The following is a 6,910-nucleotide window of genomic DNA, read 5'->3' as shown; positions in this document are numbered from 1 at the left end:
GTTTTACTTCGGCGATAACGCCGATAAGTGGGTCAATTTTAAACTGGCGTTGACATCTAATCAAGATATCTATGAGTGTCGTCTTGATTTAGGTTGTGGTGGTAATGACCAAGGCTTTGCTGAGCATTGCCTAGCTATAATGGAGTATGACGAAAGAGAGCAATACAAAGCTCAACTGGAAAAGCGACCACCAGCTAATCACTACCAGAAAATCGTTGAACAGTTAAAGCAATACCACTTTGATCAACAACTAATATTGATTGCACGGCATAAAGCAAAAGAGGCCACAGCAAACGCTAAGGCTGAAGAACAAAAGCAAGAGGAGCTTAAACGAATAGAGCAGCAAAAAGCCTTCGAGCTTCACCGTCAAAAAGAACAAGAATTTCAGGACGACCTAGATGTGCCTGATTGGGCGAAAGCGGTGATTGTTGCCACCCTTACAGAATACGACTCTGACAACAGCGATCCTTTTGGTGGTTACCATCAAACCAAAACCGTAAGAACCATTATCCTTGCATGGTCAAAACATACTCGTAATCTGTTCCCTGAACTAAGAAAGGCTTGTTTGAGCCATTCAGATACTCAGTTTCTACATGATAAAAATCAGAGCTTAGAACACAGACAGCCCCATTGGTCGGGAGATGGTTACTTTCTATCTGATCGTGATTACATTCGCCACGGTTGGCAAGTGAGGAAAGTTCTCTTAGGGAATACGATAAAGGCTCACAATGTTCCATTCGGTGAGTGGGCTATTACGGGGTAGGTATAATTGAAAGTAGCTCGGCTGCTACTTTCTTTTTTGTTATCAGCGTTCCATGAACTAATTCCCCTTTCTAAAACATTGTTGGACAGAAATGGCTTAGAGTTGATGCTCCAAGCCATGCAGTTCGGATAAGCTGAGTTTGGTCAAAATCTAGCTCACAAAAGCCCATCTATACTATAAAAGAAGAAATAGTTATATCTTTACGAAATGCAGCATCGTTTGTATTTTTTTCCACTTCCACTTCCACAAGGACAAGGATGATTTCTCCCTATTTTTCTTGTGCTGTTTTACGCTGAGAACCAAAAGAAAGCTGATCAAGATTTTTTACACGATACCTAGGTGAAAGTGGAGGTAGGTTTGCCACTTATTTATCCATATCATCAGATTGACACCACTCTCTTTCATGATAAGTCGAAACCTTAGCCTCTCTCTTTTAGGGCTGAAACAGCAGTTAATCAGTTATCGAGATCCAAAACCTTAGAATTCATGACTAGAACCTCGCTATTGTGTCTACTCCACGGTTAGACGAACAAATATACGTAGGAACGCAATATTTACCACTTTTTATCAAGGTCTTCTGCATACAGCAGTATTGCTCTTTGGTATTCTTTTATTGACTGATTATCAGTTGTCGATACCAACAAATTAAGAAGCAAAGCGGTTGCCTCCTTATGTCTACCTAAGTTATATAAACACATCGCGTAAAAAGGCTGAGCTTCTAAATTACTTGGGAACTCGGTAATCGTTTGTTGAAAGTAATCCAGCGCATCTCCATAACAACCGAGGCTTCTGTAAGTGCTCGCTAAACCAAACAAAGCATCAAATCGCTCGTTAGGTGAAAGCAGCCCCTTTAATGCTAACCGATAGTGCTCTACAGCTTGTTGTTCTTTACCTTCGTTATCGTAGGACCAAGCAATATTCAAATGCGCGGAAGGCGCATAGGAGGAATTCGCTAACACCGTGCGTAATAACTGACGAGACTCTTTATAGCTCCCTTTTTTTCTCAGCAAGATAGCTTCATTTATTCTTGTTCTCATACGTGTGTTACCTCCCATTAACTATGCTACAGTTTCAAGAATTCTGTCCGTCTTATATTAATTTAGGCACTAACTAACCCAAAGAGTAACAAGGTTATGTACATTAGATTTATCGCTAGCAATAATGAAGAAAAACAGTTGCAGAATACTCATGGCATCATTACACAGGCGAGATTAATGCTCGAGGAAGATCTAATACTCCATGAATATCATAGAGAACATATCGAACAAATATTTTCTCAACTCAATTCCTCTTTACCTTGCCCACCATTTGAAGAAAAATCATGGCCACGAAATGCAATTTCTTGGTTTTTAGACTCTAGTACCCAATACATATCGATCATGTACGAGTTAAAGTACATATTAGAAGAATATGATACCAATGTCTCAGTATTACAATATTCGGATATAGGTACGATTTTATATAGAGATGATTTTCAAGCGGTGGCTAAGTCTAGCTTACTATAGCCCCAATATTCAGATCTATAATGACGTTAATTATTGCGATGCGCATACGTTAAAATGAGAACTGCAACCCAAGCTCATAGCTCACTTCCGCTTTCTCACGCTCTGCATATTCTAAATTTGCGACTAAGCCAGACACTGAGCCGAATTGAAAGACGTTATTCCACTTGAACTCATCTCTTGCTAGATCTAAGAAATCATGCTGATAGGAAACTCCCATCTGCCAATGATTAGCTATTTGTTTTCTAACCATCGCTTGACAGTATGTTCCATGCTCGGAATATGGTGAACTGTAATCACTATCAGCACGATAGTTTACTGCGCCACAGGATAAAGAACTTGCCATTACCCCTCCCAAACGCCCAATGAGTCCTCCGCCGGCTTACCAACTATCTACCTCCGAACTAAATCGAGTGAGAAAATCTGCTTTTCCTTCGATGAATACGTAATCGAAAACTTGAGCGCTGACATCTAAGTATAACCCTCCCATCGTCTTACTCTCTGTATTGTCATACTTATCGTTAAGGTAAGGTTTTAACGCCCCCGACTTAAAACTAGCTCCTTGTATAGCCAAATCCTATGTGCGAAAAATTATCAACGATCTCACTTGATGCAAAGCTTGAACATGAAACTATGCGATGCGTTCACATTTCCGTCGCTGTCTTAAGCATGTTTAAATTCCAGTGCCAATCCTATCTAGGCAGTCATACCACTTTAAAACATGGTTAGTCAGCATTTCCTCTGTGAAAGCGTTACTCGTAGACAGCAGCCACTTCAACGTTCCATAGACGATATAGTCTGAATACATGGGCGCATCGCCCGATAAATATCGTGTCTTAGCTAAATAAGATTCCAGTACTCTCATTTTTTTGAGTAAATCGGCCTTTGCTAAATCTTGGTTGTTGTTTTGTACATTTTCCAAGCTGTCCTGAAAGTGTTTCTCTCTAGAGGAACGAAAGTATTCTTTATCTCGATCTTTAAGCTTGCAGTAAATGTCGAAGATGGCAATTTTGGCAATGTCCGAATGTAATGATGCTGCCCACTCATGGAAAAAAAGTGCCATTAAACGCCCTTTTTTACCGCCAAATAATGAGGGTAATTCAGGGTAGTGAGCCTCAAGATAATCAGCGATGTTAAACGAATCAGAGAGTACCGTTTCACCATCTTTGATGGCGGGGAGTGTAGAAAATTGCCCCTTAAACTTAGCCTGAAGGTCGACAAAAGATAGGTCAGTGGTATCAAACGCTATATTTTTGTGTATCAAGCACATTTTCGTTCGCCAACAATAAGGACTGAATTTTAAGCCATCGTCCCCACACAGTTCGTAAAAAGTGATCATAAGTGTCTTACTCCGAGAGTTGCTAAATAGGTGTAATGGTTGTGCTGGGCACAGTGTGTTCAATCTTGAACGCGGTTCTCAGTCGAGATTAAGTGGGTTCTTTAACTGCTAGAATACCTGCGGCTCCGAGCAGTAAAGCACCACTTCCTCTGGTCACAGTGTTAAGAGATAGTCTGCTCGCATTAACAATGCGCCTGGCCGAAAATGCATAAAACATTACTAAGCTGAAATCAAGAAATGCCATGGTTGGGCACATCACCATCAGTTGAGGTAACACTGGCAAGTCAGGGTTGATGAATTGCGGAAAAAAAGCAGAGAAGAATATGATGGCTTTGGGATTACCAGCGGCGACTAAAAAGCCAGAATAGAACAACTTTTTGTTCGAGGCCTGCAAATCCGAGTCGTTGAGGTCTAAGCGCTCAACTTGTTTGGGTTTAACGAGGAGCATTTTTAGCCCCATGTAAACCAAGGTCATGACACCAAAGACTTTAATGACAGTAAATGCCATTACCGAACTCGCAAGGATGACTCCTAAACCCAAGGCAACTAACACCATTTGAATAAAGTTAGCAGAGATATCCCCAAGGGCGGTATATAACACACGTTTATGACCATATCTCAGTGCATGTGCAATACCTAAAAATATGCTAGGCCCCGGTGTTGCGGTAAGAATGAGGGAGGCTGCGACAAAACTGAGCCAAACGTTAAAATCCATTTTCTATCCTTAATTATCCGTTAAACACTGCAAACAAAATTGCCACTCAAACACTACCATACCAGCGATTACTCCAACCACATATTCACCAGAGACATGACACCCATATTGTTTGTTTCTGTGCCATACAAATTGTCCGCTCGAGTGACGGTGAAATGATTGCGCCAGAGAGGGCAATAATAATAGTTCTGAATAAGCCAATCCTCCGCTCGATACAGCTTGTGCAGAAATTCCTCACTGTCGTTACTTTCCTGCATGAGCATATCAATAAAGGTTAATAGGCTTTGTTTTCCACGTTCAGGCAAACATAGGCTAAACACATTGCCGCAAAGTAGCCATTCGTAATACTGGAACGTCAGGTCGTCGCCAAATACGTAACAGTCGTAAGAGACATCAACAGCCACATCTTGAGACTGTCCTTGAAGATATACCTGCCAAATAACCCCTTTTTGAGACAACGCATCAAGCAAAGGTTGCAACTCCCTCATATGACTGTCTACCACTTCAATGACCACCGGGCGAGCCGGCAGTTTCATGTCGTGATTGAACAAGTGAAATCCCTTGTCTTGATGGCAATCCATCACGCTGTTCGCTGATCTTTTTGGGCCATCAAGCGTAAAACGTCGACTATGATGAACAAGCCAGGCTCTTTCTTGAGCGGACAAGGCGTTTGCATGATGATGAAACTGAAAAACAGTACACCCACTGCGATCGACTTTTTGTGGCTGAGCGGGTTGAGATTCGCAATAGAGCAGTTCTGCCACGTGCATAGGCGTTTGAGGTTGTGCATCGCTACACCAAAACTCTACTCGTTCAATATGGCCACCAAAGCCAAAATAGTGGTTGTTACGAACCAAACTCCAATACTGTTTTTCCAGACTTTCGGCCCGATATGCTCCACACCCGATAGGTTTTGATGCCTGATAATCAAAAATCGCACTGTGAGAATCGGCTAATAAATGAAGCAAAACTGGGTCAGATTGACGCATAGAGAAAATGACCCACTGTTTATCTATGTCAATCCGCTCGACATGGCGAAATAAAATTTGATATGGGTGAGGCGTGTTGAGACGCATCTCGATATTTTTTTTGACCAGCTCCGGTGTCAGCGCTTCTCCATTGTGCATCATTATGTCAGTGCGAATGCGAAGACGGATTTGTTTGTCGCTGAAATGAAATTGGTGTGCGATGTGAGGCACAATATCATTTTGAATGGGGTCATAGCGCACTAAGGTATCGAACACGCTTTCGATCAATAAAATAGAACGAGCGGACTGTGCCAAATGTGGATGCCATTCAGGCAGCATATATGGCACTAAATACATTAAAGTGTTCTGCTTTTTCAGTTCCTGTTGTGCGTCCCCTAACCAGAGAGGTATGTGATCTTGAAACAGGTGGACTTCGCCAAATTGAGTGGCTAGCCGAAATGCCTGATTCATTCTGCCAGACCGAGCCATTTGCTCTAACTGAGTCAGCAGTGAGGCCTCAAAACTTTTGAGTAGTGTCAGTTTAGAACGATGGCCACGTCCCTGGCCCGCAGCCCAATGGATAAGCCCAAAACTCTCAAAGGCAGCCATTAGCTTACTCACGTACCTTTCTGAACAGACCAGAATTTCGGCAAGGGTGACGATATCGACATCATAAGTTTCATTGCGAAAAAAATGTTTCTCGAGTTGCTTTAAGCGTTGTAGATGACTCGTAGACAACGACTGAGAACCTACCATGTCAACCTCAAAAATATGTTCATTAGATACGACGGCTCACTCTGACACTTGACGAAATAACGTAAAATTGTTCTTTTTGTCATCTCAGAGTCCGAGTTTAATATAGGTGGACTAGCTGACCAACTAAGAAGCCCACCAAGAAAACTATACCAGATAAACGCGGACGGCTTTGAGTTTGTATCACTGTCATCGTTTGAGGTTGTTCTGGTAAGTACTGTTTCGCATTTAAAGTATAGAAGGTGTAATCTAATGGATTCATGGTTCACTCACACAGCAGGGGATCATGTCGCTATTATCAGTGAATAAACCCGAAGTAATAACGTTCGCTTTACTGTGAATAGTTCATCTTTTAATTAATAAAGGAAGGCTCTATTTTTCATCTGCCACCAAACCAACTAATTCAATAAACACGTAGAGGTAGATCAATCCCAGTCACATTCAATATTAGCAATCGACACTACATCTTCATCAGAGCAAACGTAGGTAGGCTTGCCAACATGGGGCTCAAAGGTTACGTAACCCGCTTTGTTCCTACCAAATCTCCTGACTCTGTTCATCGTGCGTAAGTATTGGGTACGTGAACGTACTACTCTAATGAACAGTATTCGAGCGTTACTGTCTAAATTCGGTCTCATTATTACGGGCGGACGATTTTCTTTAATGAAACCAGTTCCCCTCACGCTGGAAGATGCTGAAAACGAACTTCCACACTTAGATCGAACTGTTATTGCTGACGCGTACTATCACCTTGAACAACTTAACTAACGTATTGCGGATACCGAGCAAGTCTTCGATGCCTTTTCAAAGGTCAGTGGCTTTGTTGCGTAATTCAATGGAACTAAATCAAGAACCTACGATCTGATCAGC

At 41.9% G+C, this 6,910-nt stretch carries 6 protein-coding genes and 2 pseudogenes; 2 read left to right on the top strand and 6 right to left on the bottom strand.

Translation table 11 applies throughout. From position 1 onward, the window contains the following. Nucleotides 1-763: hypothetical protein (locus AB6D07_RS22290; protein ID WP_372140755.1), on the top strand; the 763-nt coding region annotated here is incomplete at its 5' end. A gap of 554 nt (nucleotides 764-1,317) precedes the next feature. Here AB6D07_RS22290 and AB6D07_RS22285 read toward each other — a convergent pair. The 6 genes and pseudogenes from AB6D07_RS22285 to AB6D07_RS22260 all read right to left on the bottom strand — a co-directional run bounded on the left by AB6D07_RS22285 (nucleotide 1,318) and on the right by AB6D07_RS22260 (nucleotide 6,302). Further along, nucleotides 1,318-1,800 (bottom strand): tetratricopeptide repeat protein, encoded by a 483-nt coding sequence (locus tag AB6D07_RS22285; protein WP_017103369.1) that lies wholly within the window; start codon nucleotides 1,798-1,800, stop codon nucleotides 1,318-1,320. 517 nt (nucleotides 1,801-2,317) lie between these two features. Further along, nucleotides 2,318-2,900, bottom strand: a pseudogene (locus AB6D07_RS22280) (hypothetical protein). A 38-nt stretch (nucleotides 2,901-2,938) separates the two neighbouring features. After that, complete coding sequence (locus AB6D07_RS22275) at nucleotides 2,939-3,604, bottom strand: glutathione S-transferase N-terminal domain-containing protein (protein WP_017053113.1); 666 nt, start codon at nucleotides 3,602-3,604, stop codon at nucleotides 2,939-2,941. Nucleotides 3,605-3,692: 88 nt separating this feature from the next. Continuing rightward, a complete protein-coding gene (locus tag AB6D07_RS22270) occupies nucleotides 3,693-4,319 on the bottom strand; it encodes a LysE family translocator (RefSeq protein WP_017053112.1) in 627 nt (208 codons plus the stop codon). Nucleotides 4,320-4,387: 68 nt separating this feature from the next. Next, nucleotides 4,388-6,043, bottom strand: coding sequence for an SgrR family transcriptional regulator (locus tag AB6D07_RS22265; protein ID WP_017103371.1), 1,656 nt, complete (start codon nucleotides 6,041-6,043; stop codon nucleotides 4,388-4,390). Nucleotides 6,044-6,140: 97 nt separating this feature from the next. Further along, complete coding sequence (locus AB6D07_RS22260) at nucleotides 6,141-6,302, bottom strand: hypothetical protein (RefSeq protein WP_017053110.1); 162 nt, start codon at nucleotides 6,300-6,302, stop codon at nucleotides 6,141-6,143. 259 nt (nucleotides 6,303-6,561) lie between these two features. Between AB6D07_RS22260 and AB6D07_RS22255 the strand changes: the two are divergent. After that, nucleotides 6,562-6,805, top strand: a pseudogene (locus AB6D07_RS22255) (IS110 family transposase); the annotation flags it as partial. Between the last annotated feature and the right edge of the window lie 105 nt (nucleotides 6,806-6,910).

This window comes from Vibrio sp. 10N.239.312.C11, from assembly GCF_041466065.1.
GTDB classification, from domain to species: domain Bacteria; phylum Pseudomonadota; class Gammaproteobacteria; order Enterobacterales; family Vibrionaceae; genus Vibrio; species Vibrio tasmaniensis_A.
This window is presented reverse-complemented; position numbering and strand designations above follow the sequence as displayed.

What these genes read in the sequence shown, in the direction of transcription:
- AB6D07_RS22285 (WP_017103369.1), bottom strand. Translation starts at nt 1,800, where the DNA reads ATGAGAACAAGAATAAATGAAGCTATCTTGCTGAGAAAAAAAGGGAGC.
- AB6D07_RS22275 (WP_017053113.1), bottom strand. Translation starts at nt 3,604, where the DNA reads ATGATCACTTTTTACGAACTGTGTGGGGACGATGGCTTAAAATTCAGT.
- AB6D07_RS22270 (WP_017053112.1), bottom strand. Translation starts at nt 4,319, where the DNA reads ATGGATTTTAACGTTTGGCTCAGTTTTGTCGCAGCCTCCCTCATTCTT.
- AB6D07_RS22265 (WP_017103371.1), bottom strand. Translation starts at nt 6,043, where the DNA reads ATGGTAGGTTCTCAGTCGTTGTCTACGAGTCATCTACAACGCTTAAAG.
- AB6D07_RS22260 (WP_017053110.1), bottom strand. Translation starts at nt 6,302, where the DNA reads ATGAATCCATTAGATTACACCTTCTATACTTTAAATGCGAAACAGTAC.